At 42.3% G+C, this 24562-nt stretch carries 23 protein-coding genes, 1 pseudogene and 1 other annotated feature; of the genes and pseudogenes, 4 read left to right on the top strand and 20 right to left on the bottom strand.

Annotated features, from left to right (window positions below):
- Positions 1-125 precede the first annotated feature (125 nt).
- A complete protein-coding gene (locus tag J2Z48_RS01870; protein WP_307250478.1) occupies positions 126-1316 on the top strand; it encodes an ornithine--oxo-acid transaminase in 1191 nt (396 codons plus the stop codon).
- A gap of 49 nt (positions 1317-1365) precedes the next feature.
- Here J2Z48_RS01870 and J2Z48_RS01865 read toward each other — a convergent pair whose 3' ends face one another.
- From J2Z48_RS01865 to J2Z48_RS01805, 13 genes are all read right to left on the bottom strand, one after another.
- On the bottom strand, positions 1366-1998 hold the full coding sequence (locus J2Z48_RS01865) for a helix-hairpin-helix domain-containing protein (RefSeq protein WP_307250476.1): 633 nt from the start codon (positions 1996-1998) through the stop codon (positions 1366-1368).
- A gap of 75 nt (positions 1999-2073) precedes the next feature.
- Positions 2074-2334 carry a hypothetical protein gene (locus J2Z48_RS01860; protein ID WP_307250474.1) on the bottom strand — a complete coding sequence of 87 codons (261 nt, stop codon included), beginning with the start codon at positions 2332-2334 and terminating at the stop codon, positions 2074-2076.
- A gap of 148 nt (positions 2335-2482) precedes the next feature.
- Positions 2483-3829, bottom strand: a complete 1347-nt coding sequence (locus J2Z48_RS01855) for a sensor histidine kinase (protein ID WP_307250472.1) — start codon at positions 3827-3829, stop codon at positions 2483-2485.
- A complete protein-coding gene (locus J2Z48_RS01850; protein WP_307250470.1) occupies positions 3826-4512 on the bottom strand; it encodes a response regulator transcription factor in 687 nt (228 codons plus the stop codon). The genes J2Z48_RS01855 and J2Z48_RS01850 overlap by 4 nt, the downstream gene beginning before the upstream one ends.
- A gap of 141 nt (positions 4513-4653) precedes the next feature.
- Positions 4654-7116 carry a leucine--tRNA ligase gene (gene leuS / locus J2Z48_RS01845; RefSeq protein WP_307250468.1) on the bottom strand — a complete coding sequence of 821 codons (2463 nt, stop codon included), beginning with the start codon at positions 7114-7116 and terminating at the stop codon, positions 4654-4656.
- A gap of 66 nt (positions 7117-7182) precedes the next feature.
- Positions 7183-7408 (bottom strand) — a binding site (T-box leader).
- A 66-nt stretch (positions 7409-7474) separates the two neighbouring features.
- On the bottom strand, positions 7475-7819 hold the full coding sequence (rsfS, locus tag J2Z48_RS01840) for a ribosome silencing factor (RefSeq protein ID WP_307250467.1): 345 nt from the start codon (positions 7817-7819) through the stop codon (positions 7475-7477).
- Positions 7816-8406 carry a bis(5'-nucleosyl)-tetraphosphatase (symmetrical) YqeK gene (gene yqeK, locus J2Z48_RS01835; RefSeq protein WP_307250464.1) on the bottom strand — a complete coding sequence of 197 codons (591 nt, stop codon included), beginning with the start codon at positions 8404-8406 and terminating at the stop codon, positions 7816-7818. Before yqeK ends, rsfS begins: the two co-directional genes overlap by 4 nt.
- Positions 8396-8980, bottom strand: coding sequence for a nicotinate-nucleotide adenylyltransferase (locus J2Z48_RS01830; RefSeq protein WP_307250462.1), 585 nt, complete (start codon positions 8978-8980; stop codon positions 8396-8398). Before J2Z48_RS01830 ends, yqeK begins: the two co-directional genes overlap by 11 nt.
- Before the next feature lie 53 nt (positions 8981-9033).
- Entirely contained in the window at positions 9034-9879 is an 846-nt protein-coding gene (gene aroE / locus J2Z48_RS01825; protein WP_307250459.1) for a shikimate dehydrogenase, read from the bottom strand.
- Between the two features lie 201 nt (positions 9880-10080).
- On the bottom strand, positions 10081-11184 hold the full coding sequence (gene yqeH / locus J2Z48_RS01820; RefSeq protein WP_307250957.1) for a ribosome biogenesis GTPase YqeH: 1104 nt from the start codon (positions 11182-11184) through the stop codon (positions 10081-10083).
- Positions 11185-11198: 14 nt separating this feature from the next.
- Positions 11199-11705 carry a YqeG family HAD IIIA-type phosphatase gene (locus J2Z48_RS01815; RefSeq protein ID WP_307250456.1) on the bottom strand — a complete coding sequence of 169 codons (507 nt, stop codon included), beginning with the start codon at positions 11703-11705 and terminating at the stop codon, positions 11199-11201.
- 128 nt (positions 11706-11833) lie between these two features.
- On the bottom strand, positions 11834-12553 hold the full coding sequence (locus tag J2Z48_RS01810; RefSeq protein WP_307250454.1) for a GNAT family N-acetyltransferase: 720 nt from the start codon (positions 12551-12553) through the stop codon (positions 11834-11836).
- A 148-nt stretch (positions 12554-12701) separates the two neighbouring features.
- Positions 12702-13808, bottom strand: a complete 1107-nt coding sequence (locus tag J2Z48_RS01805) for a M24 family metallopeptidase (RefSeq protein ID WP_307250452.1) — start codon at positions 13806-13808, stop codon at positions 12702-12704.
- 241 nt (positions 13809-14049) lie between these two features.
- On the opposite strand from J2Z48_RS01805, the gene J2Z48_RS01800 reads away from it, so the two are divergent.
- Positions 14050-14202 carry a hypothetical protein gene (locus J2Z48_RS01800; RefSeq protein WP_307250451.1) on the top strand — a complete coding sequence of 51 codons (153 nt, stop codon included), beginning with the start codon at positions 14050-14052 and terminating at the stop codon, positions 14200-14202.
- A 37-nt stretch (positions 14203-14239) separates the two neighbouring features.
- On the opposite strand, the gene J2Z48_RS01795 is transcribed toward J2Z48_RS01800, so the two are convergent.
- The 3 genes from J2Z48_RS01795 to J2Z48_RS01785 all read right to left on the bottom strand — a co-directional run bounded on the left by J2Z48_RS01795 (position 14240) and on the right by J2Z48_RS01785 (position 16663).
- Positions 14240-14386: a hypothetical protein gene (locus tag J2Z48_RS01795; protein WP_307250449.1), complete on the bottom strand. Its 147-nt coding sequence runs from the start codon at positions 14384-14386 to the stop codon at positions 14240-14242.
- 43 nt (positions 14387-14429) lie between these two features.
- Entirely contained in the window at positions 14430-15074 is a 645-nt protein-coding gene (locus J2Z48_RS01790) for a hypothetical protein (protein ID WP_307250446.1), read from the bottom strand.
- Between the two features lie 200 nt (positions 15075-15274).
- Entirely contained in the window at positions 15275-16663 is a 1389-nt protein-coding gene (locus tag J2Z48_RS01785; RefSeq protein ID WP_307250444.1) for a hypothetical protein, read from the bottom strand.
- Positions 16664-16928: 265 nt separating this feature from the next.
- Between J2Z48_RS01785 and J2Z48_RS01780 the strand changes: the two genes are divergently transcribed.
- Positions 16929-19619 (top strand): S8 family serine peptidase, encoded by a 2691-nt coding sequence (locus J2Z48_RS01780; RefSeq protein WP_307250442.1) that lies wholly within the window; start codon positions 16929-16931, stop codon positions 19617-19619.
- Between the two features lie 98 nt (positions 19620-19717).
- On the opposite strand, the gene aroA is transcribed toward J2Z48_RS01780, so the two are convergent.
- Positions 19718-21076: a 3-phosphoshikimate 1-carboxyvinyltransferase gene (gene aroA / locus J2Z48_RS01775; RefSeq protein ID WP_307250440.1), complete on the bottom strand. Its 1359-nt coding sequence runs from the start codon at positions 21074-21076 to the stop codon at positions 19718-19720.
- Positions 21077-21406: 330 nt separating this feature from the next.
- Between aroA and J2Z48_RS01770 the strand changes: the two genes are divergently transcribed.
- Positions 21407-21955, top strand: coding sequence for a GNAT family N-acetyltransferase (locus tag J2Z48_RS01770; protein WP_307250438.1), 549 nt, complete (start codon positions 21407-21409; stop codon positions 21953-21955).
- An 84-nt stretch (positions 21956-22039) separates the two neighbouring features.
- On the opposite strand, the gene J2Z48_RS01765 is transcribed toward J2Z48_RS01770, so the two are convergent.
- The 3 genes and pseudogenes from J2Z48_RS01765 to J2Z48_RS01755 form a co-directional block, all read right to left on the bottom strand.
- On the bottom strand, positions 22040-22756 hold the full coding sequence (locus J2Z48_RS01765; protein ID WP_307250436.1) for a thioesterase II family protein: 717 nt from the start codon (positions 22754-22756) through the stop codon (positions 22040-22042).
- A 605-nt stretch (positions 22757-23361) separates the two neighbouring features.
- Positions 23362-23628: a hypothetical protein gene (locus J2Z48_RS01760; RefSeq protein WP_307250435.1), complete on the bottom strand. Its 267-nt coding sequence runs from the start codon at positions 23626-23628 to the stop codon at positions 23362-23364.
- A 208-nt stretch (positions 23629-23836) separates the two neighbouring features.
- Positions 23837-24562: pseudogene (locus J2Z48_RS01755) on the bottom strand (hypothetical protein); the annotation flags it as partial.

Raw genomic sequence — 24562 nt, 5'->3', positions numbered from 1 at the left:
CCACAAATAGACAGCAAAATCCTTAACTTTATGCACACCTATGAGTGAACATACATTTGATTGATCTTAGCAAGTAAGTTCCATACAATATAGGGGAATAGTAAGTTTTGAACAGGGGGTTCGTTATGTCGAAGAATAAAGATCTAATCAACTTAACTGAAAAATATGGTGCACGAAATTATCATCCACTGCCGATTGTTCTCACCCACGGAGAAGGAGTTTGGGTAGAAGATGCGGATGGAAATCGATATATGGACATGTTGTCCGCTTATTCTGCATTAAACCATGGCCACCGCCATCCTCGTTTGATCCAAGCTTTAAAAGATCAGGCTGATCAAATCACATTAACTTCTCGTGCCTTCCACAATGCTCAATTAGGCACATTTTATGAAAAACTATCCGAGTTAACAGGCAAGGAAATGATTCTGCCAATGAATACAGGTGCAGAAGCTGTTGAAACCGCTATCAAAACCGTTCGTCGCTGGGCTTATGATGTAAAAAAAGTGCCAGATAATCAAGCAGAAATCATCGTATGTGAAGATAACTTCCACGGGCGTACTGTGACAACCGTCTCTCTCTCTTCAAATCCTGAGTACACACGCGGATTTGGCCCCCTCACTCCTGGCTTTAAAATTGTACCGTACGGAGATTTAGAAGCTTTGAAGGCCGCTATTACTCCCAATACGGCTGCTTTTATCTTGGAACCAATTCAAGGGGAAGCAGGTGTAATCGTTCCTCCGGCTGGCTATCTAAAATCTGCTCTCGAAATCTGTAAAGAAAACAACGTATTATTTGTAGCAGACGAAATCCAAACTGGATTCGGTCGTACTGGACAAGCATTTGCATGTGATTGGGAAGAAGTACATCCTGATATGTATATCATGGGAAAAGCGCTTGGTGGTGGTGTAATGCCAATCTCTGCCGTAGCCGCAAACAACGATATCCTGGGTGTATTTGAACCAGGCTCTCATGGTTCTACTTTTGGTGGTAACCCACTTGCTTGTGCTGTGGCCATCGCCGCTCTAGACGTATTAGCTGAGGATGAACTTCCAAAGCGTTCTCGTGAACTAGGCGAGTACTTTAAGCAAGAACTTGAAAAGATTCAAAATCCCGTTGTAAAAGAAGTACGCGGAAAAGGCTTGTTTATCGGAATGGAACTACATGAAAAAGCGCGTCCATACTGCGAAGCATTAATGGCAGAAGGACTTCTTTGTAAAGAAACGCATGATAACACGATCCGATTTGCACCACCGCTTACGATCACGAAGGAAGAGCTAGATCTCGCATTAGAAAAAGTACGTAAAATCATGGCTTAACCACCTATCAAAGAAGCTCACGCCAAACAAATTGGCGTGAGCTTTTTTCTTATGGAACTGTAATTTTATCTTTAAAACGTGCTAATAGCTTCTCTCCAATCCCTGGCACCTTCGCAATATCTGCTGCTCGTTTAAAAGGTCCGTTTTTCTCTCGATATTGAATGATTGCCTCCGCTTTTGCCGCTCCAACCCCAGGTAGCTCTTCTAATTCCTTACTACTCGCCGAATTAATTGCAACCTTGCCATTTTTACTACTTGCATCAGATTGTCCCACTAACGGCTGACTCTCTTCACCCTTCCGCGGGATATAGAGTACCGAACCATCTGAGATCTCTTGAGCCAAGTTTAATTTTTTTAAATCTGCATCATCTGTACTTCCACCTGCAGTTTCAATCACTTCATATAGTCTAGTTGCTTTTTTAAATTGATAAATCCCTGGCTTTTTAACTGCACCCTTTACATCTACAACCAATATCTGTACACTTTCCCGTTTTGGAGGTACTAATGATGTTTTTTCATTTTGATCCATCCAATTCTGAGGTTTCTCTGCATTTTTTACCTGAGTTCCTCCTGTACTAAGCCATCCCTCCCCTCTAAACAGAAGAACTGCCAACAAGCACAAAACCGCTACACTTAACGCCACAACTAGTTTTTTTTCTCGATCCGTCCATCTGGATAACATGCCGCCCACCCTCCTATATCCATATATTTCCTCAAACAAAAAGACAAACCCTGCAAAGGCTTGTCCCAGCTTTTATTATTCAACTGATTCGCTATACGTGTTTTCTGTTTTTCGAAACCACCTAAATGGGGCAAATTCCCGTTCTCTAGCCTTAAAGACCCCTACCCGATCTACATCCAGAAATACGCCTTTGCAACTAGATAGAGCCAGATCATATGTGCTTAAGAATGTTTCAATCCTCTTCTTACTACGGTACACCACCCGCTTCTGGTTATCTAAGTTAAGGATGATAAGCCGTTCAATCGACTCGTCATACCAAAACTTTATCTCGGACATATTTACCCACTCTTTCGCAAAAATGTGATATATGAACGTACAGATAAAGGGACTCGACAACTTCTTTCCTTATACTACCAAAAAACCGTTTTTATTTCAATTTTTAAAAAATAAAAAATCCCAGTAGCGCGCGTCCACTGGAATCGTTCTATCCCTTTATGGGAACATAAATCATAAAACAAGTCCCTCTACCCTTCTCACTAGCTACCGTGATCTTGCCACCGTGTGCTTCTACAAACTCTTTCGCAATCGCAAGACCCAGGCCTGTCCCACCCTCTTGCCTAGATCGATTCGTATCCGCTCGATAAAAGCGATCAAATAAATGAGGAAGATGTTCCGCATCTATACCCGAACCCGTATCCATCACCCTTATGAGAAACCCTCCTGCTAACGCTTTCAACGTAACGAGGATTTCCCCCTCTTCTGGGGTATAGGCAAACGCGTTCGACAATAGATTAACAATCACTTGTGTAATCCGATTTGGATCAACCTGCACAGATGTGGATTCATTTTCCAGCTCTGTTTCAAATCGTAATTGAATCTTCCGCTCTTCGGCTTCAAACTGATACATACTCGTAATCTGCTCCAGTAATTGGCGCAACGATACCGTCTTTTTCTCCAATGGTAACTTTCCTACTTCTGCCAACGATAACTGATGCAAATCTTGAACCAGTCGAGTTAGACGAGCCACTTCATCTTGAATCGGTAACAACGTAGAAGGCTCAGCTGGCTTAATTCCTTGTTGAATCAACTCAAGCTGCCCTTGAATAATCGTTAGAGGAGTCCGAAGTTCATGAGCCACATCCGCAACGAGATGAGTCCTTGCCTGCTCTGTTTTATATAGCTTTTGGGTCATCAGATCAAATGAATTAGCTACCTCTCCAAATTCATCTCGCGTGTCCAGCTTTAATTGCGTTTGTAGGTCTCCTCCTTTCACCCTTTGAATCCCTTGTAAAATCGTTCCAAGAGGTCTCGTGAAAATTTTGGTGAGCCAAGCTCCTAGCAACAAAGCGATAATCGAAGTACAGACGATTCCGGTCAGCGTCCCAAATGAGATCGTCCGAAAGACCTGTTGTTCCGCCATTATAAGTCCGATTGGTGTCGTCCCTGTAATTTCTACAGTTCCAACTTGCGTTCCCTCATAAAGAATGGGATATTGATCTGTTTGTACTTTCCCTTCCACTAAATTATTTTTCACAGTGGCAGATACCAATACATGATCATGGACATCATAAATTTTAATATCGCGAACCCATTCAGACGAATTTTTTTGCTTCTCACCTAAGAGCTTTTTATTGATGTAATTTTCAATACCCACCCAAGACTCATTCTTTTTGTAGTAGTTGGCAAGTTGCTTTGCATAATCCTTTTGACTCTCTTGCACATATTGGGAGAATAAATTTTTAGAATATAAATAGGAGATCCCATAATAAACGGTTCCCATAAAAACGATGAGAGCTAATAACGAAACCAGTAACTTTGTCCTTACTCTCATCGGTCGTCTCGGAAACGATAGCCTAAACCATGAACCGTCTGAATATAGCGGACACCGCTCTCCCCATCACCAATTTTTTTACGCAAGTGGCTGACGTGACTATCAATACTTCGCTCGTAGTTGATATAGGCATCTCCCGTCGTTGCTTGAAGTAATTGAAGTCGACTATAAACCACTCCTGGACGTTTAGCCAGTGTATATAGGATTTGAAATTCCCCAGCCGTTAAGAAAACCTCTTCTTCATTCTTCCACACACGCACTTTTTCCACATCAATAAACAAATCTCCGCGTTGTAAAATCTCTTCATCTGTTTTTTTGCTGCTTACCCGCCGAAGAACAGAGCGAATCCGTGCAGAAAGCTCCCGGAGACTAAAGGGCTTCGTCATATAATCATCGGCACCCATCTCTAAGCCTAATACCCGGTCCATCTCCTCGGTCTTTGCTGTCAGCATAATCACAGCAATTCCAGAAATCCCGCGAATCTCTCGACAAATATCAAGCCCGCTCTTCTCTGGTAGCATCCAATCTAGCACTACTAAATCAGGTTTGATCTCCTCTACTTTTCGAATCGCCTCGTTCCCAGTCGTAGCAGAAGAAACGCGAAATCCTTCTTGTTCTAAGTATGGACAGATGATATCAAGTACCTTTTGTTCATCATCAACAACTAAGATAGAATGTTGCATGAGAAACACATCCTTTATTGTTCTTAATCCCATTGTACAAAGTAAATTTGGTGGATTTATGGTAATCCTTTTATCAAGAGTTTGTCATTCGCTCATGCTTATAAAATAGACCTAGAAGAAGTCCCTCTAGGTCTATTGTTGTTAATTGGCTACAATGTTAATCAATTTTCCAGGTACAACGATCACTTTTCGTACTGTTGTTTCTTCCAACCACATTTGAATCGTTGGATGAGCTACCGCTTGTTGCTCAATCTCCGCTCGATCCACCCCAGCTGGAACCACAATCTTGCCACGCATTTTGCCATTGATCTGAACGACAATCTCGACCTCATCTTGAACGAGTGCCGATTCATCTGCTTTCGGCCATGTAGCTAGATGCACACTATCACTATGTCCCATCAATCGCCATAACTCTTCCGTGATATGTGGGACAAACGGTGCCAGCAAGACCACCAGTGCATCTAAGGACTCCTTCAATACAGCACGATCTGCATCAGCTGGATATGCATTGATGCCATTCACAAGCTCCATAATCGAACTAACTGCTGTATTAAAATGGCTCCGTTCTCCAATCTCATGCGTTACCTTTTTAATCGTCGCATGCAGCAAACGACGAAGCTCTTTTGCCGAACTGCTTAGCTCAGGAGAAGTCGCTAACTCTCGCTTAAACAAATCAAGGTGCTGGACAACCAAGCGCCACACACGGTTCAAGAAACGATAACTACCTTCTACCCCGCTATCACTCCATTCCAAATCACGCTCAGGTGGTGCAGCAAACAGGATAAAGAGACGAGCTGTATCAGCACCATACTTATCGATGATTTCCAATGGGCTAACTCCGTTCCCCTTGGATTTCGACATCTTGAAGCCGCCTTTTAAAACCATCCCCTGTGTCAACAAGCTGTGGAACGGCTCATCCTGATCAACCATCCCCGCATCAAATAATACTTTGGTAAAGAAGCGAGAATACAGCAAGTGGAGTACCGCATGTTCAATACCGCCAATATACTCGTCAACACCCATCCATTCGTTTGCCTTTTTCGAGTCAAAAGGAAGCATTTCATTAGCCGAGTCAGTAAATCGCAAATAGTACCATGATGAATCCATAAACGTATCCATCGTATCCGTTTCACGTCGTGCCTTCTCATGTCCACACTTCGGACAAGTCGTATGGGCAAACGTCTCTGACGTAGTGAGTGGATTGCGTTTTCCATCAAATACAACATCCTCTGGTAATACAACAGGCAGTTGATCCTTGGGAACCGGCACTGCTCCACAATCATCACAGTATACAATCGGGATCGGTGTACCCCAGTAACGTTGACGGGAGATCAACCAATCACGCAAACGATAGTTTACGGTCGATCCGCCTAGTGACTTTTCTTCCAAGTGACCGGCAATCGCCTTGATCGCATCACGATTTGCCATTCCATTAAACCGATCCGAGTTGACTAGCAAACCATCCTCTGTAAATGCTTCTTGCAGAGGAAGCTCCAATTGGCCTTCTGCTGGCTCAATCACGACTTGAATCGGCAGATCATACTTCTTCGCAAACGAAAAATCGCGTTCATCATGTGCTGGTACACCCATGACCGCCCCTGTTCCATAATCCATCAATACATAGTTGGCCACCCAAATCGGCACTTGTTGGCCCGTTAGCGGATGAATCGCGTATGATCCTGTGAAATAACCAACCTTCTCTGCATCTGTAGAAGTACGTTCAATGTCTGTTGCCTTTTTCATCTGCTGGGCAAAGTCTTGGATTTCTGCTTCTTGTGGCTTTCCAGCTACCAATCTCTCTACTAACGGATGTTCTGGAGCGAGCACGATATACGAAACGCCATATAAGGTATCAGATCGCGTTGTAAATACTGTAACTGGTTCTTCTTTCAGTTCAGGTATGGTAAACGTAGCGTGCGTTCCTTCACTCTTCCCAATCCAATTTCGTTGCATCGTTCGTACTCGGTCCGGCCACTTTGGTAAACGATCTAAACCTTCTATCAGACGATCGGAGTAGTCTGTGATGCGCAAGAACCATTGCTCCAAGTCCTTCTTCGTCACTTCTGAATCACAACGCCAACAACAACCATCCTCAACCTGCTCATTTGCGAGTACAGTCGCACATTTAGGGCACCAGTTGACAGAAGCTTTTTTGCGATAAGCCAAGCCTCGCTCATAAAACAACAAGAACAACCATTGTGTAAACTGATAATAGTCAGGCAGACAAGAACCTAGATAACGATCCCAATCGTATGAAACGCCTACTAATTCCTGCTCACGTCTGATTTTCTCCATATTGCGGATTGTTAGTTCTCTTGGATTTACTCCCCGCTCAATCGCCGCGTTTTCTGCTGGCAAACCAAATGCATCTGCTCCCATAGGATGTAGCACACGGTATCCATTCATGCGACGGAAACGAGCCACTACATCGCCAATGGAATAAACCCGCATATGCCCCATATGAAGGCCCTCACCCGATGGATACGGAAATTGCTCTAAAGCATAGTACTTCGGCTTCGATAGGTCCTCATCCGTTTTATATAACTGCGCCTCTTTCCATCTTTCTTGCCACTTCGGTTCAATCTCTTTTGCTGTGTACTCCATGTTTTCAAGTCCTCCTCATGAATTCTTTCTGCACCAAAAAACCTCTCGTCCTTAGCTTGAACACAAGCTAGGGACGAGAGGTTTGATCTCTTCTCGCGGTACCACCCTAGTTAGGATTACAAAATAATCCTCACTCCATTAATCCGTAACGCGGACAAAACGCCATAAGCTACTTACATTCACTTACAGAGCGATAAAGCGAGTTCATAAGAGTTTGCATATTGGCTTGCACCAACCGCCAATTCTCTAAAACGCAAACGGTCCTACTACTACTCTTTATCATAGCCTTCGTCTATAAATAGTTATTTGCCATTATAGGCAACCTTACTCGGATTGTCAATCTACTTCGCCCACAAGATTATTGAGCTAGATCGATTTTTGGCGCATCTCCCCAGAGGCGTTCGAGATCGTAGAAATCCCTTTCGTCTCGGTGAAACACATGAACCACTACGTCACCAAGGTCAACAAGCACCCAGCGTGCATCTTGGAATCCCTCGACTCCACGGATTTGAATTCCTTCTTCATTCATTTTTTCTTTTATGCCCGTTACAATTGCTTGAACTTGAGTTTGAGAGTTACCGTGGCAGACCACAAAGTAGTCAGCAAACACAGAAAGACCGCGAATATCCAATATGGTAACACCATGCGCTTTTTTTTCCTCAGCAACTGTGGCTGCTAGTTGTGCTAGATGCAACAAATTCAAACAGATTCCTCCCTTAGTCTCTTTCCAGACAACATTCGTTTCAACTCATCACGAGCGGCAATCGCCAGTGGATAGATCGGTTGTTTTTGTGATTGTAAAAATAGTATCGTATTTTCCATTGCTTGTAACACAGCTACATCTAAATCGATCTCGGCCAATCTACGCACTTCATCTACCCCCGGAAATTTTCTTCCCGGCTCGATGTAATCAGCCAAATACACCACTTTTTCTAGTATTGACATACTAGGCCTTCCAACCGTGTGTGATCGAATCGATTGCAAAATATCTTCATCCACTATACCAAATTCTTCTCGGGCCACTTCTGCACCAACAGGAGCATGCCAAATCTCCTTATGATATTGAAGGAGGTCCGGTGGTAACTGGCACCGCTTGATCCATTCCGTTAGCTGTTCACGAGACCAAAACTTACAATAGTCGTGGAGAATGGAGGCAACCTCTGCTTTAAATGGATCTGCACCAAACCGCTTGGCCAATTCGACTGCGGTATCCACTACACGCAAAGTATGCTCATAGCGTTCTGGTTTTAACTGCTTTTTAGTAGCTTGCAATAAAACATCAAGATCCATACAAGCCTTGCTCCTTTATATACTGGTCCACCAAATCAGGTACCATGTAACGAATTGATTTTCCCAAACGCACTTGTTTTTGAACAAAAGTAGAAGATAATCTAATTTCAACCGCATCCTCTATCCAACAAACATGTTTATCTACATAGTTTGGTATATCGTCTGCCTTCGTGCCTGGTCGATGTAGTCCAATAATCTGCACATATTGTAGTATTTCCTCTATTTTATACCACTCCGGTAAATTTTTCACCATATCCTCACCCATTATCAGAAAAAATTGGGCATCCGGATATTGTTTCGTAAGCTCCTGAATGGTCAATAGAGTGTAAGATGGACCTGACCTCTTGATTTCGATGTCTTTCACTTGAAAACATGGATGGTCTTCGGTTGCTAACTGTACCATATGTAGGCGATGCTTTGCGGGAGTAATGGTTTTATGCCTCTTGTGAGGTGGATCACCCGCAGGGATAAACCATACTTGGTCTAAGTTCATTCCTTCTCTCGCTTGTTCAGCGATTAAAAGATGTCCATGATGTATCGGATCAAAGGTTCCGCCCATGATACCCATTCGCATCGATGCCACCTCGTTTGTTCTTGTGTCGGGTTTGTTAATCCAACAACTTGTTTTTATGTATTTTGCACAATCAGTGATTCTTCCAATGCACTTCTCATCACATCAACGGGGGCTTTTTGACCTGTCCATAGCTCGAGTGCGTATGCCGCTTGATGGACAAGCATCCCTAGCCCATAGTGAACTTCACAACCCTTTTGACGTGCCTTTTGGATTAAGAGGGTTTCTTTGGGATTGTATATTAGATCACTTACTAACAGATGCGGAGAAATCCATTCTTCTGGAATGGGTAGTTGATCCACATTTGGATACATCCCGATTGACGTGGTATTAATTAGCAAGGTAGCTTGACTGATGGCTTTTTTTCCATCTTCCAATGAACACGCTTTTGCTGTAGTCCATCGTCCTAGACGACTAGCCAGCTCCTCCGCTCGAGAATGAGTACGATTCAAGATCTGGATCTGGGAAACACCCTCTTTAGCCAAGATCGTCGCCACAGCTCGTGCCGCTCCACCTGCCCCTAATATCACAACAGATTGGCCATCTACGGATATCCCCGTCTCTTGTTCCAATGAACGAAGATATCCCACTCCATCTGTATTATATCCAATTCGCTTCCGATCTCGCACAACCACCGTATTCACCGCACCAATCGTCCGCGCAGACTCATCTAAATCATCCACTAAATCCATGATCCCGATTTTATGAGGAATCGTCACATTAAAACCATCCCAATCCCCAACTGGATCTTGACCAAGATCCAGATATAATGCCTCTTTCGATACCGTTATCGCTTCATAACTAGCATCCAAACCCATATGAGCAAATGCCGCACGCATCATCTGCGGCGAACGAGAATGACCCACCGGATCCCCAATCAGCCCCAATCTCAACCTCTTCACCCCTCTGTTAAATCAAAGTTTTTAAACAAGTTTCCTGATCATGAACAAATAAATGAACATGGGATAGGAGGCAATGTATCTGATCACTGCGAGGTTAGTGAGCTGTGGTCAGATACATTGCCCCGAGCCACCTTCAAACATCTGTTTATTAACAACTTTGTTAAGTAGTGATCAAACAGAAACTCTCCTATCACCCACGACTTAGATAATCGCCGGTCGAATCCCCACCTGTACACCTTCCGGAGCCCAGACATCAATCACAGCCCGATCTTGTCCACAAGCAATCCAACCCAATCCCGCAATCACGATATCCTGCTTTTCCTTCCCATTTAGCTGAATTCGATGCTTCCGCCATTTAGGAAGTTGAGCCGGATCTTCCGGAGGAGTAAGAATACTCCCGCGATGCTTGGTTTGAATTTCATCTGCCTTTTCCAATTTTGTCCGGTGAATATACAGTCGATTCGAAAGGTACGTCACAAATGATTGTTTCTCTCCTTCCAAGAAATCAAATCGTACTAACCCACCAAAGAACAACGTTTGTTGCTCATTTAGTTGGAATACCTTCGGCTTAATTCCCGATTGAGGCATCACGATCTGTAGCTCTTTCGGTGTCACCCACTCACTCATTCGATCTTTCCGCACGATTCCGGGAGTATCGATAATCGCTTTTCCATCTTCTAATGGAATATAGATCGAGTCTAGCGTCGTACCTGGGTACGGAGAAGTCGTAATATACTCCTCTTCTTCGCCAAATTCTTTCAACAACCGATTCACAAAAGTAGATTTCCCTACATTCGTCACACCGATAATGTAGACATCTCTTCCTTTTCGATGATGTTCAATCGCTTCCACCGTTTGACGGAAATATTCTCCCTTAGCAGCCGAAGTTAGCGCAATTTCAATTGGGTCTACACCCAGCTCTTTCGCAGTTGCACGCACCCAATCTTTTAATCGCCCCCACTTAACAGACTTGGGAAATAGATCAATTTTATTCGCTAATAATAGGAGCGGATTATTCCCAATATGGCGATGAATCCCTTGAATCCAACTACCCGCTAAGTCAAAGATATCCACTACCAGTACCACTAAACTGTCCGTGTGTGCGATCTCCTGTAACTTTTGTAAATAGACATCTGGATCCTGATCAACTGGCGCAATATCGTTATAATGACGAATTCGATAGCAACGCTTACACACAATATGTTCTCTTTTTAACGCAGAAGAAGGCGCATAACCAGGACGGCTTTCATCTTCCGTCTGGATGCGCACCCCACAACCTTCACAATGATGCTGTTCTGTCTCGATCAACGAAGTTCCTCCTAACCTAGATAACCACGTTTCCTCATCCAGCGAAATGCGCCTCGTTCAATTAAGCGATTCACTTTAGTGAAGAAACCTTCACGCTTTGACACAGGGACGACTAAAATGGTCTTCAATCCCATTCGATTTCCACCTAACACATCCGTTAGCAATTGATCCCCTACAACGACCGTTTCATGCCGCTTTGTATTGAGCAACGATAACGCCTTTACAAATGCCCTAGAAAAAGGTTTTCGTGCAGCATAAATAAACGGAATAGCTAGCGGCTCAGCAAACTTTCGCACTCGTACATGATTATTGTTAGACACAATGATCACTTGAATGCCTTGTTCTGTTATTTCTTTTAACCAAACTAATAATTCCGGAGTAGCATCTGGACGATCTGACTCAACTAGCGTATTATCCAGATCAAAAATCATCCCTTTTACGCCATGCCCTCTTAATTCCTCCACATTAATATGGTAAATCGAAGGAACATAAGAATACGGTACTAATTGACGAAACATACTTCACATCCCGTCCAATCTGTAGCAAACAAGTAGGATCAACAATGCCCCTACAAGTCTTTTTGGCATAACTATAACACACCTGTAAAAGATGACGCAAAGACTTACCCGGTAGGTTGACAAAACACTTATTTTTCAAAAATATACATATTTGCTACCTCTCGATAACCTAAGGAAACATAGAGAGGATAACCTGTCAAACTAGCCGCTAAAACACTCGTCTGAGCCCCAAAGTCTTTGGCATCCATCAACATCGTCTTACATAGTGCCTTGGCGAGCCCCTTTCCTCGGTACTCCTCCAGTGTAATCACATGATCCAGACACGCCGTATCGCCAATTAAGGAAAAACGTCCATGTGTAACCGGGCGATTTTTTTCTACATAATAAGTAAACAATTGCTTATCCTCAATTCTCTCAGGATCCACAATCTCTTTTTGGAAACTATCATTCACCAATAAGACTTCACGAGGCTCTCGGATGAGGCTGACTAAATCCGATTTTGGTTCATTCATAGAAGATAGATCTAAAGTCATTAAGTACTCTTTATATTTAATGGTGTAACCATATTGTTTTGTAAATGCTTCGAAATCAAACCCCTCTCCTTGTTCAAAAACAGTCAGTCGATGTGGATCATAGAAATGGCTCGAATGAAGCATTTCTATCCCTTCTACTAAATTGGAATGTGTGACAAAAAATTCATTCGTTCGATTACAAACAGGAGACCCGAATACAATATGGTTCATCGGTCCCAACTTATCTAAGCGAGACTCGGATACAAATCGACAATAGGACCAGCCTTTGACAAAATCGTCTACCAATGCTTCATAAGATATCTCTGTATGTTTCATATTCTCTCTCCTTCATCTTTACCCATCCTTTTACAATTCGCCAACCGAGAGGCTAAATCCCTGTTTATTCGGACAATTTACAAATAAAAATATGTGCTTATATTCATCTGTGATACGAGACAATATAAGCACATTTATCTTCGTTTTCTTACTTCTCTACGATCAATAATTCTTTTGGAAAGCCTGTTAAAACGACAGGACCATCCGCTCCAACTACTATATCATCCTCGATCCGCACACCACCTACATTAGGTAGGTAGATTCCAGGTTCAATCGTAAACACGAAGCCTTCTACTAATAAGTCTTCATTGGTTTCGGTAATCGAAGGGAATTCATGAACGCTCATTCCGAGTCCATGGCCAATGCGATGTGGGAAGTAGTCACCGTATCCTGCTTCGCGAATGACATCACGTGCAGCACGATCGATTTCACCTAATGGAACGCCAGCTTTTACTCGATTAATAGCAGTCAATTCTGCCTCCAAAACAGTTTGATAGATTCGCTCTTGTTCGGGGGTGATAGAACCGAATGCGATGGTACGGGTAATGTCAGAGCAATACCCCTGCCGCACGACTCCTAGATCAAACAAAACCAGGTCTCCTTCTTTCAGTTTCCGGTCTCCGGGTGTTCCGTGTGGCAAGGCGGATTTCTCCCCAAATAGAACCATCGTATCGAAAGACATGCCCTGAATTCCTTGTTTCTTTAGCTCATACTCGATTTTGGCAACGACTTCTGTTTCGGTGATTCCTACTTGAAGCGCCTTCACTCCTATTTCAACACCTAGATCAGCCAACTTAGCCGCTTCTTTCAAAATTTGTAGCTCTTGATCGTCTTTCACTTGGCGCATCAAGTTCATTTGTTTCTCAATATCCGTAAACGATATCTCTCCTCCGAGAGATTGCACTCGCAGAGCACGTGAGTATGAGATTGAATCCACCTCGATCGCCACTTTCATAGCCGGCTGAGTAAAGGATTTCTCTGACAAAGAATCTTGAAGAATGAGCCAAGGATCCTGCGTATCATCATAGCTAATGATTTCTCCACTCCAACCTGATTGCTGAGCGGCAGCTTGATCTAGCTTTGGACAAATTAAGATCGGATCATGAAGTGCTGGAATTACGAGTCCTAATAGTCTCTCGTGGGGCTCTGAGTCAAAGCCAGTTAGATAGTAGATATTTCGCGAATGATTAATAAAAGCAAAATCAATACGTTGTTCTTGTAACCAGTTTTGAAGTTTACCTATTCGAAGATTCATCTGCTTTCATTCCTTCACGTTAAAATGCTTACCCTTTCATTAGAGCAAATCAATTCCATTTTGACAATTTTTTATTTCAATACAAGCCTTAACGCCGCTTCTCCTATTTCCATGATCCACCTGTTTACTATGTATATACTAGGGTATATAATGATATATATCATCTTACCTGTCCGGCTATCCATCCTGTTTGAAAAACATTTTTGATTTACAAAATATCTATTGGGAAAGAGAGGAATTCATGATGAAAAATTATATGTACTTGTGCGAACAATGTGGGCACTCAACGGCGAAATACGAAGCCCGCACGTATATGAACGGTTCGAATCAATTAGTTTGTCAGAAGTGTTTACACGAGCTAAAAGATCAATCACATAAAAAGAATGCAAATTAAAAGCTACTGGATCATCCCTGGGATCCAGTAGCTTTCTTTACCATAAACTACGCTCTGACTTTCTATCATCCATGACGTACTCAGACCACTTCTCTTTAAACTCTTCCAACGAAATCTTTCCAGACTGAATCTCCAGCAAATCCTGTATAGCCATACACTGAGATACATCTAACACGTAACCCAAGTCAAAAGACCCCCTCAAACCCTTTTCACAACTACACACCTACCTACAACCATTGAAATCCGAACCTACGCTCTAAAACGCGACCTTCCCACGCAAAAGAAAGGGCAACTGTTTTAGCATGCTCAATCGCTTGATACAAGCTGATATACGCTTCTTCCTCATCCGCAACATTCCAAATGGTAATCGCTTCATATTTTGTGAAGCCTACTAGTTGCAAAAAACGCCATAACGCATTATCCATTTTAGATTCCATGTACGGTTCTTGAAATGGATCAATGTAATAACGATCTCCAGTTGTAATATGGACAACTTCTCGCCTAGAAAAGTAGTTTTGAATTTGTTGTTCGTCCTGAAAAAAGCCGTGAATAGCCGAGCCAAGCTTAATCAAACTCGCTTGGAGATCGACATGATTTTCATCTGTCACAAAAAGATAGCGATCTGCTTCTAAAAACGAATGAATCCATTCATCTGATTTTTGATCAAGTAAGTGAACAGGTTGATCTGTGGTGTGCGGAATTGACTGAAGGAGAACATGCGAGTGTACTACAGAAGAAGTGGAAGGACCCCAAATAAATCGATCTTCAGGGCATGCAAGCTGATATGTCTCCAAAAATTTGTGAAGCACCTTTTCAACAGACTCCGATCGTTCAAAGGAAGAAAGTGCATGAAAAATAAAAACCGTACCCATATATCCTCCCCTTATAAGAGGATCAGTAGTACGAGGAATTTGAGAAAACTTGTTCGTATAGGAGTAAATGATAGAATAACAACCTTTATCCTATTCTACATTTACTCTCCAGTTCCTCTTCGATCCACAAATTTTTATATAGTCCATCTATATCAACTGTATCTGGATTTTAGAACTTCGGCAGAAGCAATCTAAAACCACTATCTTCGCTTCTTTTCACGTACATAATAGGAAAGAATGGACCAAACTCCTGCCGCCATCACTCCGAGTAGTAATCCAACCTCAATCCATGCAATCCAATAATTCCCCATCACTTGAAAAGCCAATGTGTTTCTCACAATATCCCATCCATCAGCTAGCGTTGAAATCATAATATAGAAAAAGCTAAAAATAAGGACCATTTGCTCTAACTTTAACCTTCGTTTACTCTCTTCCATCTCTAACATCGTTGTCATCGCATCCAGTTCCAAATGAAGCTCATCCATTAGTTCTTCTATTCGATAACTGCGACGAACCATCTCATACAGCCGGGCTATATGTGTAATGCGGCTTATCTGTTTAAAGGAACATCTCAGCGTAAAGAAAACCATTCTTTTCTTTAGTTCCCGTACCTCTACAAAAGCCTGCTTCTCCTGTCCATCCAACTGATGGGGTAAATGAGAAGCGAGAATCGAAAAATATTGCAACGAGTAAAATTGGTGTAACGTTAAAACATACATATAAAAGTAATTACTATTTAAATTTTGTTGATTTTCTCCTAATAGAAACTCATTTGAATCCTTATTATTTGTTAAGTGACATACATGAGCAATCCCCTCTACTGATACACGCCAGTAGCTATTTTGAAAAATCCTCATCGTCTCTTCATCTTCATGTAACTCGATTCGTGGAGGGTTATGTACCTCGTGATAGGTCCTACTCAGCAAATATAAGCTCTTCATAAACTCGCGGTGATCTGAAGGTTGATCCATTTCTTCTAATGTAATCGCGTTATACACCAGAACATTTTTCGTAGATCCATATCTCGATTCAAATAAGGTTGTTATCTGTACTTGCTTAAAAATCTGATGCATACATCTACCCAGATTACATTGTACTGGATATTGATTATTTTTCCGTAGCTTCCGGACAAGCCGTTCAGAGCTTTGAAGAAATTGCTTTACATAATAATTATGTTGAATGAGGTCAGATAAATCTTGGCCCTTGGGATATGCGATTGAAAACGTTACAAACCCAATCTGTGTCTCAAACAAAATTAAACTTACTTCACGTATATATAGTTCGTATTCATAATCCTTATGTCCAAAAGAAATGATCTGATTTTTATTAGGAAGATCATATTCAGTGCAGCCGTTTTGTGTTAATACAAAACGAGATCCAATCGATTGATTACCGCTCGGATCTGACTGAATCAGTCGATCAATGTGATGAAACAAACGCTTACCCGAGATATTTTTTACTCTCCATACCTTCCCATCCGTCTCCCTACCAACTTCTTCCTCCAAATCTTTTGTTAATTCTCGATAAGGAGCGTTGTAGGCAAATGGTATCATCATCTTCGTAATCTGTCGTTCCACTTTTGCCTTCATATACATTCTCCGTTAATAGATGGAATTATAATAAATACCTAAAGAATCATACTACCATAAAATCACAAGGCAAATAAAATCATCTTATCAAAATGGTTTCATCATTCTTTGTCGAATAATAACTATGGTAAGGAAATTATCACTTGAATTTCCTATTAAAACTAAAAAATCATATAAAATAGAAAATTTTATATAAATATACAATTCATTATGTTACAATTTACATGTATTAAATTAAGTTCACACATTTAGAGGAGGAAGTCTTTTGAGAAAAACAGGAACCATTGTGCTAAGTACCCTGCTTGCCGTCTCTGTTTCTAGCCTAGGATGGCTCTCTCCCAACGCACAGGCAGCTACATCAACAAAGTTGCCTAAGCAAATGGAAGAAAAGATTGCCAAATTGGCAAAGAACAAAGTGTCGAAATATATCGACACAAAATCCAGCAAGCCTGTTGATGTAATCGTTCAGATGAATCAACAACCAGTTGGCGAAGTGGTGAAAAATAGCAAGCAGTTGAAATCTTCTCCAGCCAAAGACTACCAAGCACAGATGAAAGAAGCCCTCAATCAAGCTGAAAAGAAGCTCACAAAGGTAAATTCAAAGGTAAAAGTGAAGCAGAGATTTGATACCGTCTTTTCTGGTTTTGCTGTTTCCATACCCGCAAATCAAATCCATAAATTAGCCTCAATGCCTGAGGTAAAAGCAGTCTATCCTGCGTTAAAGTATAAGGCTTTAAGCACCGGTGGCTCTACAGTAGGCGCACCCGAAGTTTGGAAACTGAAAGATGCACAAGGTCTTCCTGTTGACGGTAGAGGAATCAAAGTAGCCGTAATTGACACAGGAATTGATTCCAAACATCCCGATTTAAAGAACAACTACATCGGAGGATATGATGTAGTGGATCGGGATAATGATCCGCAGGACGAGCAAGGTCATGGTACCCATGTAGCAGGAATTATTGCCGCAAACGGTGATATCAAAGGAGTCGCACCCGAAGCTTCTATCCTAGCTTACCGCGTATTAGGAAAACAAGGTGGAACAACAAGCGACATCTTAACAGGGATTGAAATGGCAGTCAGAGACGGCGCAGATGTGATGAACCTCTCACTCGGTGCCAATGCTAACTATCCTGATGACCCTCTCGTTTCCGCGCTAAATCATGCAGCTAAGATCGGTGTTTCTGTCACAGTTGCAAACGGAAACTCTGGTGGGGATGCATGGACGGTTGGCGTTCCTGCAACTGCTGATAAGGTAATCTCCGTAGGTGCTTCTACTCTAGAAAAAGAATTTCCAAAATTCGAAGTAGTAGGGACGGGGACCTCCTTTGATGGGGCTCAACTCACCAAGATGAAATTCCCTAGCAACTCTCAGTTTGAAATAGTCGATGTTGGATTTGGCTCCCCACTTGATTACAAGAAAGTGAATGTAAAAGGGAAGTATGTACTTGTACAACAAGGAGCAGCCAAGCAAGACATCTATGTATCAAATGCTCATAAAGCCGGAGCCACTGGGGTTCTTTTATATGTGAAAGGACAGGAGCAAGAAGCACTACAAAATATCGAGGCTAGCTTAGATAATAAAATTCCTGCCGTACAATTAGCAGCCAAGGATGCAATCGATCTAAAAGCATCACTAAAAGCTGGGAAAGCAATTGCATCCTTGAAAGAATATAAGCCTTACGAGTTTATGGCCGAGTTTAGTTCACGTGGACCTGTTCATGAAACATGGGCAGTAAAGCCAGACGTGGTAGCTCCTGGTGTGGGTATTAAAAGTACTGTACCTGGTGAAGAAAAGTATGCAGAATACGATGGGACAAGCATGGCTGCTCCACAAGTAGCTGGAGCAGCAGCTTTACTCCGTCAAATGCATCCTGATTGGACGCCTGAAGATGTAAAAGCATCTCTTTCCAATACAGCCAAGACATTAACAGACATAACCGGAAAGAGCTATGATGTGATGACACAAGGAGCAGGTCGAATTGATATCCCGAAAGCAATTCAAGCAACTACACTCGTCACACCGAATAACTTCACATTTGGTCTCGTAAAACCAAACAGTGGAGAAGCAAAGCTTGAGAAGAAGCTCACCATTAAGAATACAAGTGGAACGAGCAAAACCTATACGAGCCGTGTTGAAATGGCTACAAACACGGGTATCCAAGTTCAAGCTCCAAATCAAGTAGAAGTTAGTGCGAATGGTCAGGAAGATCTTACCGTCAAAATCACGGTAGATAGCTCCTTGCCTCGTGACGTCTACTCCGGTTATCTCTACTTAACAGATGGGAAAGAAGAGCAAAAAGTTCCTTTTACATTTAGCATCGATCCTGCCAGCTACAACCGTGTGAACTACCTAGGTGTAAGTGACCTTATCTTCTCACCAAATGGAGATGGGAAAGAAGAGTCTACTACCCTTTCCTACTATGTTCCTACCGTTGCCAAACATCTAAACTTCTACCTACGCAATCTAGATGATGAGAGTAAAGTAAGTCTGATCCATCAAGAAGAAAACGTTGGATCCGGATGGCATGGTATGAAATGGACAGGAAACGCAGTAGATAAAAAGGCAGTTCCAGAAGGAATTTATGAAATGCAAGCGGTAGCATCCGATGATGAGGTAGAAAGCGCTACTGCTGCTCTTGTATTAGTGGACAAGACTGCCCCTGTCATCACAGCAAATCTCAATGAAGAAGCCTCCAAAATTGATCTGAAGATCGAAGATTTCTTAATGCAATACAATTACTTTTTCAAGATGTTTGGCTTAGCCCAAGATGATCTTGTAAAAGTAGAGTACATCCTTGAAGGAACGAACGATCGAGTACGTGTTCCTCTTAATGAAGAGAAAATGGAGATCGAGATCAAACCAGAATGGCTTGAATCAGGTAAGACAAGCATGACCATCCTTGCCACAGATGACGCTGGAAACCAAATGAAAACAAAAGTAAACCTTAAAAAATAAGGTAGTTTCACGTTACGTGAAAGAAACCACTGATCTGTGCTATGATCAGTGGTTTCTTTCGTTCCTTTATTTCTCAGCTAGCCCCGTTTTCTTCACTTTTAAGCGTTTTTCTCCAAACGAACCTGTAATCCTACCTTTTCAATTTCCTCAAAAAAAGTAGGACATGTTTTAGAGATACAACCCGGATCTAGGATCCTCACTCCTGCAACCTTCGCACCAATTAAAGCTAGGGACATAGCCACACGATGATCATCGTATGAATTACATTCAACTGCTAGCGGCTTACCAGGGTAAATGGTTAGCCCATCCTCACGTTCTTCTACTTGTATCCCCATTTTGGTTAGACACTCTGAAATCACACCAATCCGATCTGATTCATGTTTCCGGATATGAGCTACTTCATGAATGGATATAGGACCATCCGCAAAAGGAGCAATGGCCGCCAGGGTCAATGTCTGATCAGACATCTCTCTCATGGAGATTTCAAAGTTGCCTTTTAGTTGGGCCGTACCTTGTAATTCAAGGAATCCATCCCCTTTTATCGCAGTACACCCCATTCGTTCCAACACATCAACAAATTGAATATCGGGTTGCAATGTATCATAAGATAGGTTGTCCACTCGAACTGTTCCATTTGTGAGCGCCGCTAGGGCAAAAAAGTAGTTCACAGTTGACGCATCGGCTTCTAACTGGATATCTTGACCCTTATAAGCTTTGGGATACACCTTAATTGTACTGAGTGAGTCATCATATTCAACACGAGCACCAAACTGCTCCATCAGATCCAATGTGATTTTCACATAGGCATGTTGGACAATATGATCTACGACACGGATCGTCACTGGCACATCTGCATAACTACTCGCGATTAATAGGCCACTGATAAACTGACTCGACGTTTTTCCAGAGATGTTCACTACACCCCCACGAATACCCTTTCCTTCTAACTGAATCGGTAGAAAACCGTCCTCTTCCGAGTATTTGATTTGTGCACCCAACTCCTGAAGGGCGGTAATAAGGGTTGCCATCGGGCGCTTATTCATACTAGTACTTCCCTCCATCGTCCACCGACCGCCCTTAGATGCCGCCAAAAGACCGGGAAGAAATCGAGCTGTCGTTCCAGCCGAACCAATGTAGAGTGTCCCGTCCTTCTTAAGCCAATCTCCATTAACTCCTTCAATGATCACTTCATCTTCATTGATTTCAATCTGAACCCCAAGCTGTCGTAAAGTATGTATACACCAATATGTATCATCACTTTTGAGCACTCCAGATAGCCTAGATGTACCCTCCGCCATCGCCGCGATAATCAAAGCCCGATTCGTCCAACTCTTACTACCCGGAACGCGAATTCGGCCATTAATCGGTTGGCTAGCTGGTGATACCTCAGCTACTTCTACATCATGTAACGTCGCCCATTCCGATCTTGCATGTAAATCTGGCTTAAAATCCTCCATATGAGTACCCCCAGCGTTTATAAGAATCTTATTCTTATATCATATATAATTCATAGTAACATAGGGAAACAAAAGTGGATCAAACCGAAATCGCTTTTCCTTAAAAAGGAGAGTTCACTATCAAAACAGATAGATCACCTTATCTCGTAACGCAGAGCATCTTATTAAACGTTTGGTCTGAACAATCTAGCACCAAATTCACTCCAAAAAATCCAGCGCTCGCAACAATATCATATTTAGGGCAAGCCATAAAGTCGAGCATGGTAGCACCATGACCTATCTTTTTGTTAGAATAGTCCTCTATCTATGTCTAGCAAAGCGAGGTAGTTTATGAAATTGCAATCTAACAACCTTTATCTACGTCCTTTGGAAATATCGGATGCAGAACCTCTGTGCCAATTACTACTTAGAAATCGAAGTTTTTTTCAACCGTATGAACCCATTCGTCCAGAGTCTTACTATTGTTTGGATACACAGACTCAGCAGATCTCAGCCGCTATCCAGTCATTTGCAAACGACAGTGGTTATACATTCGGGATTTTTCGAGAGAGCGATCATACACTAATTGGTCGGGTAACCCTTTCGGCCGTTTCACGTGGACCCTTTCAAAATGCTTACTTAGGCTATTATCTAGACCAACAAGCAAATGGAAATGGATACATGACAGAAGCGATTAAACTGATACTTCACTACTGCTTCCAAGAAATTTCCTTACACCGTATTCAAGCGGGAGTAATGTCTAAAAATACGGCATCCATTCGAGTTCTAGAAAAAAATGGATTTCGTCGTGAAGGTCTTGCTCAAAGGTACTTACAGATTAATGGGCAATGGGAAGATCATCTTTTATATGCGATTACAGAAGAAGATATTGTATTGTAAAAGCAAAGGGAAGGGTTTGATAGTATGAACATCAACTACCAAACCCTTCCCCTTTGCCATAAGCTATTCATTTTCATCTCACATTTATAAACGGGTCTTAATCCCATCCAAGATCGAGTTAAGTTGCTTAATCACTTGCTCTCTCTGCTCCTGAATGAAAAAATGACCTCCGTTGTATGCATACCATTCACAACCACCAGTCGTATACAAGCTCCATTCCTTCACTAGATCCGTTGATACGTATGAGTCCTCTGTACCATAAAATACAATAAAAGGACAATCCATTTGTTCACGTTCAGCAGGTGGCTCATAAAGCTCAATCGCTTGAAAATCCGATCTGATGATAGGGAGAAAAATACTCGCTAGTTCTTTGTTAGTTAACATCTCAGCGGGTATGCCGCCGTAACCAAAGATCTTTGCTAAAAACTCTTCATCATCCAACTCATGAATATGGTTCCGTAATGAAACATGCGGAGGATTCTTACCAGAAAAAATACAACACATAGGCATAGGTTGATTTTCTACTTTTAGCCTTCTCATTACTTCAAATACAATCAATGACCCCATACTGTGACCAAAAAAGAAATACGGACCACTGTTAATCTCATTTTTGATACTCTGATAGATATCCTCAACTAACTCATTAAAATCTGAACGTAATGGCTCTCCAAAACGCTTCCCTCTTCCAGGTAATTCAACTGGTATTAGCTCAATATCCGCATGCAAGTCTCTCTTCCAATCTAAAAATACCTGTGCCGACCCTCCAGCATACGGAAGGCATAATAATTTAATTTTACTCATAAACGAAACCTCTTCTTATGTGAAATAAAATACACGATAACATATGCATTTAAAATGTGCAATTATAAATGGTAGCAATTTATAGAATTTTAATCATTGTTACGACTTATGTCGCTACTATTATTATAATAATCGATGAGGATGAATATAAGAAGTGAGGTCTTATCTATGCGTTTAGAACAAATCCTACTAGTAGATGATGAAGTTGGTATTACATGCCGATCCTCGTCAAACATGGAATAAATGATGCCTTCTGCTGTGACCCATTCCCCTAGAATATTCCTTCGATAGAACACCCCTGAAAATTGCCGTTTAAGCCTGTTAAAGACGGTATCATCTAAGCTTAAATTGTCCTTTAGTCGGAAGTGAAGCCTAACAAACTTCCTTTCTTGGTACTTGTCTATAAAGTCTGTTTTGAACCAATGCCGCGGACCTTTGGGTTGCAGTTAAAAAAGAGCTTTGCCCCATATACAGAGCAACGCCCCACACATTGATCAACAAAACTTCTCGGCATCAAAGCCACATCATCGAGATACATCCCCGCCGCTGTCAGCCCCTGCACCTTTACTCAGCGAATGTGCCATTTACTTCGCCTTGTAGAGCATCTAGATAAATTTGCACGTTCGGTGAATCAGGTGCTTTGTTCTTCTGCTCCAACTCTTGGCGTTTAAGTTCAATCTCTCTATATGTTCACGCTTTTTTTGTCTCCGTAGTCCTTCGAATTCGTCCGATGAACCCTTTACTAATTTGTGTACCGTACTAGTGGAAACTTGATACTTTTTAGCCGTGTCAGTTAGATTTCCACAACCTGCATAGTGAGCGAGAATCCCTTCTCGTGTCTCTTCTGATAACTTCTTTCCTCTACGTGCCACATGTTCACCACCTTACAACATGAAAAAGCCCCACCCTATACAGGAATGGGACTCATTTGTCATGTCTTTTGCTCTAACAAGAGCCGTGTCTATTCGTCTTCGACCTTCTCATACTACCATCTTAACACGGTAAACTTGTTCTTTGTTCCCAGATTTAACCCAATCTAAAGGGATTTCTTTTTCTCTCAAGCCTTGCGACACTAGTCCATTAGCCAATTTTCATTATTCGTAACGTAGCCGCCGGAGTGGATGGACCTGGTACAACTAGACTAAAAGTTCCTGCACCCGCCGACAAAGTCGAATTTGCTAATGAAAGTACAGTAGCTGGCACACTGATGATAGCTCCTGCAGATAGCTGGAATATTTCTGTTGTAGAAAGAGATGGGACTGACATCCTGTTAAATCCAAATAAATTGCCGGCTTCACGCAGTCCCAACTGAGGTACTTGCGTAGTTGTCCCAGTGATACCTAGTATATTTACAGTGTACTCGACAAAATAAGTTCCGGCAGCTAGATTTATTTGACCTGTAGCTGTTGGATATGATATATCTGTTCCAATACTTGCATATGGTGGTGCATCAAACAATACAGGATTAGTCCCGCCTCCTACTAATGTCTGTCCTGTCATTCGGGCCAAAAATAGGGCTGAATTCAAAAAACTTCCCGTATCGCCTTTGGGACCTGTAGGTCCCGTGGCACCTGTGACTCCATCGGTTCCGGTTGCTCCCGTAGCACCTGTGACTCCATCGGTTCCGGTTGCTCCCGTAGCACCTGTGACTCCATCGGTTCCGGTTGCTCCCGTGGCACCTGTGACTCCATCGGTTCCGGTTGCTCCCGTGGCACCTGTGACTCCATCGGTTCCGGTTGCTCCCGTAGCACCTGTGACTCCATCGGTTCCGGTTGCTCCCGTGGCACCTGTGACTCCATCGGTTCC

Origin of the sequence: Croceifilum oryzae (genome assembly GCF_030814315.1) — a bacterium.
In the GTDB taxonomy this organism is placed as follows: Bacteria; Bacillota; Bacilli; order Thermoactinomycetales; family Thermoactinomycetaceae; genus Baia; species Baia oryzae.
This window is presented reverse-complemented; position numbering and strand designations above follow the sequence as displayed.

Excerpts from the sequence above, each read along its gene's own strand:
- J2Z48_RS01870 (WP_307250478.1), top strand. The coding sequence starts at position 126 with ATGTCGAAGAATAAAGATCTAATCAACTTAACTGAAAAATATGGTGCA.
- J2Z48_RS01865 (WP_307250476.1), bottom strand. The coding sequence starts at position 1,998 with ATGTTATCCAGATGGACGGATCGAGAAAAAAAACTAGTTGTGGCGTTA.
- J2Z48_RS01860 (WP_307250474.1), bottom strand. The coding sequence starts at position 2,334 with ATGTCCGAGATAAAGTTTTGGTATGACGAGTCGATTGAACGGCTTATC.
- J2Z48_RS01855 (WP_307250472.1), bottom strand. The coding sequence starts at position 3,829 with ATGAGAGTAAGGACAAAGTTACTGGTTTCGTTATTAGCTCTCATCGTT.
- J2Z48_RS01850 (WP_307250470.1), bottom strand. The coding sequence starts at position 4,512 with ATGCAACATTCTATCTTAGTTGTTGATGATGAACAAAAGGTACTTGAT.
- leuS (WP_307250468.1), bottom strand. The coding sequence starts at position 7,116 with ATGGAGTACACAGCAAAAGAGATTGAACCGAAGTGGCAAGAAAGATGG.
- yqeK (WP_307250464.1), bottom strand. The coding sequence starts at position 8,406 with ATGGATCTTGATGTTTTATTGCAAGCTACTAAAAAGCAGTTAAAACCA.
- J2Z48_RS01830 (WP_307250462.1), bottom strand. The coding sequence starts at position 8,980 with ATGCGAATGGGTATCATGGGCGGAACCTTTGATCCGATACATCATGGA.
- J2Z48_RS01815 (WP_307250456.1), bottom strand. The coding sequence starts at position 11,705 with ATGTTTCGTCAATTAGTACCGTATTCTTATGTTCCTTCGATTTACCAT.
- J2Z48_RS01810 (WP_307250454.1), bottom strand. The coding sequence starts at position 12,553 with ATGAAACATACAGAGATATCTTATGAAGCATTGGTAGACGATTTTGTC.
- J2Z48_RS01805 (WP_307250452.1), bottom strand. The coding sequence starts at position 13,808 with ATGAATCTTCGAATAGGTAAACTTCAAAACTGGTTACAAGAACAACGT.
- J2Z48_RS01800 (WP_307250451.1), top strand. The coding sequence starts at position 14,050 with ATGATGAAAAATTATATGTACTTGTGCGAACAATGTGGGCACTCAACG.
- J2Z48_RS01790 (WP_307250446.1), bottom strand. The coding sequence starts at position 15,074 with ATGGGTACGGTTTTTATTTTTCATGCACTTTCTTCCTTTGAACGATCG.
- J2Z48_RS01785 (WP_307250444.1), bottom strand. The coding sequence starts at position 16,663 with ATGAAGGCAAAAGTGGAACGACAGATTACGAAGATGATGATACCATTT.
- aroA (WP_307250440.1), bottom strand. The coding sequence starts at position 21,076 with ATGGAGGATTTTAAGCCAGATTTACATGCAAGATCGGAATGGGCGACG.
- J2Z48_RS01770 (WP_307250438.1), top strand. The coding sequence starts at position 21,407 with ATGAAATTGCAATCTAACAACCTTTATCTACGTCCTTTGGAAATATCG.
- J2Z48_RS01765 (WP_307250436.1), bottom strand. The coding sequence starts at position 22,756 with ATGAGTAAAATTAAATTATTATGCCTTCCGTATGCTGGAGGGTCGGCA.